Below are 2,337 nucleotides of genomic sequence, written 5' to 3' on the forward strand. Positions count from 1 at the left end.
GTTCCTATCGATAGGTAGATCAATAGGCGATACTAGACCAGCATGCAGAATCGGCGGCGGCGCCCTCGTCCGTCGCCGCAGGGGGAGAGACAGACTTGGGCAGACGACGACAGGGCGAAAGCGAAGACGGTCGAGGCGAGGCAACCGAGCAGGTCGCCAGCGAAAGCCGGACGGATCGCCTCAGGATTCGCGCCGCCTGGATGTATTTCGTCGAACAGATGACGCAGAACGAGATCGCCGACGTGCTCGGCGTCGGTCGCGTCACCATCGTGCGCATGCTGGCGGATGCCCGGGCGCGCAACGAAGTGAAGATCACCATCGAGAGCGAATTGTCGGAAATCGTGCGGCTTGAGCGCGCATTGGAGAAGACGTTCGGGCTGCAGCAGGCGCTGGTGGCGCCGCTTTCGGCAGCCGATGCCGATCCCATACCAGCGATCAGTGCCAAAACCGGCAGCTTCCTGTCGGACACGATGAAGTCCGGCATGCGGGTCGGTGTCGGCTGGGGGCAGACGCTGTTCTCGAGCCTGCCTTTCATCAGCGCCAAGTCGCTCACCGACTTCAAGGTGATTTCGCTGCTTGGCGGTGTCGGCGTCGTGCGCCGGGTCAACCCAGCCGAGTTCGCCTGGCGCTTCGCTCAGATATTCCAGGGCGACGGCTATCTGATGCCGACACCAGCCGTGGTCGACAGCGTCGAGACCAAGATCGCCCTGATCGAGCGCTGCGGCCTGCAGGAGATTTTCGAAATGGCCGACGTGCTCGATGCCGTTCTGCTGAGCGTCGGCGGGATCGCCTCGGCCACCACCTTCTCTCGTGGTGGCTTCCTCAAGGAGGCGGATCGGGAGGCCCTGCTTGCGCGTGGCGCCGTGGGTGACCTCCTGTTCCATTTCTTCGACCGCAACGGCGATCTGGTCGACCACCCCGTCAACAGCCACGTGATGTCGGTGGATGTCGACCGTCTGCGCAAGGCACCGATCCGCATCCTCACCTCCGGTGGCGAGGAGAAAACCGAAGCGCTGCTCGGCGCCATGACCCTCATCGCCCCAACCATCCTGATCACCGACGAGGAGAGCGCGCGGCGCATGCTGGAAGCGGTCAGCGGAAGCTGAAGCTGTCCATGATGTAGTCCGGCCAGGCCTGCTGTTCGTCGAAAACAGCGGCGAGATCCGGTGTGTCCGCCAGTATTCCGCTCAGCACCAGCGCGGTGGCGATGCCGGTGCTGTTTCCCCCCGATATGTCGTGTTCGACGCTGTCGCCGACGCAGACCACGGTGCCACGGTCCGGCTCGCCGGCCAGCGCCAGCGCGGCGTCGAAAATCGCCGTGTCGGGCTTGCCGATGCGGGTAACGCTGCCGCCCAGGCTTTCGTAGAGATCGGCCAGCCGGCCGGCGCCGAAGCGAGGGCCAACGGCCGTCAGCATGATGATGTCGGGATTGGTGCAGAAACACGGCACCCGCCGCTCCGCCGCCGGCGCGAACAGCCTGCGATAATGGTCAAGGTCAAAGCGGTCACCCTCGCTGGCCGCGATCAGCACCAGCTCGGCCTCATCGCCGGACCCGGTCAGCGCAAATGGCAGGCCTTCGATCGCGGAGCGGTCATTGTCGCGGCTGATCAGCAGGCATTTTGTCCCCGGGCGCAGCTTTCCCGACGCCGCCATCTCCCCAAAGGATCGCCACGCCACCTCGCCGGAAGAAACGAAATGATCCCAGCTTCCCGGTTCGAAGCCGAGTTTCATGAGCCGGCTTTCATTGGGTTGAGCCCGCCTGCCGGAGTTCGAAACCAGCACCACGGTCTTGCCGGCGCGTTTCAGCGCCGATAGCGCTGCCGCCGCGCCTGGATAGGGCCGCGTGCCGTCGTGCAGCACGCCGAACTGGTCGAGCAGGAACACATTATAGCGCTCCGCCAGCGGCCCGAGGCCGTCGAGACGTTCGATCGTTTTCGCGCTCATAGGAGTCCTGCCCGGCTTGCACCCATCAGCGCCAGCCGCGCCGTGCCGGCGGCGGCCTCGTCGGAAAGCGCGGGCAGGAAATCGACGCCGAGCCTGCGACGCCGGATTGCCGTCCAGGCCGGGTTCGCTGCCCCGCCTCCGACGCTCCTGACCGATATCAGCGTGGGCGCGCCGAGCTCGGCAAGCCTGTCATAGCCGAGCGCTTCGATCGCGGCGATGCCTTCGAACATCGCTTTCAGATAATCGGCGTCGTCCGCCGGCCGCGGCGCAAGGCGAGGCGGCAGCGCCGGATCGGCGATCGGAAACCGTTCGCCCGTGGCGGGAAGCGGATAGTAATCGAGGCCGGTGCCCGTCTCCGGGTCGATTGTCGCGCTGAGTTCGATGATACGGGCG

General features: G+C 65.5%; 3 protein-coding genes. 1 reads left to right on the forward strand and 2 read right to left on the reverse strand.

The window, feature by feature from the left end:
- Window positions 1-95 precede the first annotated feature (95 nt).
- On the forward strand, window positions 96-1,106 hold the full coding sequence (locus tag EN994_RS27615) for a sugar-binding transcriptional regulator (RefSeq protein ID WP_013529333.1): 1,011 nt from the start codon (window positions 96-98) through the stop codon (window positions 1,104-1,106).
- Here the strand turns inward: EN994_RS27615 and EN994_RS27620 are convergent.
- Window positions 1,093-1,944 carry a TIGR01459 family HAD-type hydrolase gene (locus EN994_RS27620; protein ID WP_063169121.1) on the reverse strand — a complete coding sequence of 284 codons (852 nt, stop codon included), beginning with the start codon at window positions 1,942-1,944 and terminating at the stop codon, window positions 1,093-1,095. The two genes, EN994_RS27615 and EN994_RS27620, sit on opposite strands and share 14 nt — an antisense overlap.
- Window positions 1,941-2,337, reverse strand: a 397-nt coding sequence (locus EN994_RS27625) for an FGGY-family carbohydrate kinase (protein ID WP_245466095.1), incomplete at its 5' end; no start/stop codon positions are given. The genes EN994_RS27625 and EN994_RS27620, both read right to left, overlap by 4 nt.

This window comes from Mesorhizobium sp. M7A.F.Ca.CA.002.09.1.1 (assembly GCF_003998555.1).
In the GTDB taxonomy this organism is placed as follows: Bacteria; Pseudomonadota; Alphaproteobacteria; order Rhizobiales; family Rhizobiaceae; genus Mesorhizobium; species Mesorhizobium ciceri.

Coding starts and splice junctions, on each gene's coding strand:
- EN994_RS27620 (WP_063169121.1), bottom strand. CDS start 1,944: ATGAGCGCGAAAACGATCGAACGTCTCGACGGCCTCGGGCCGCTGGCG.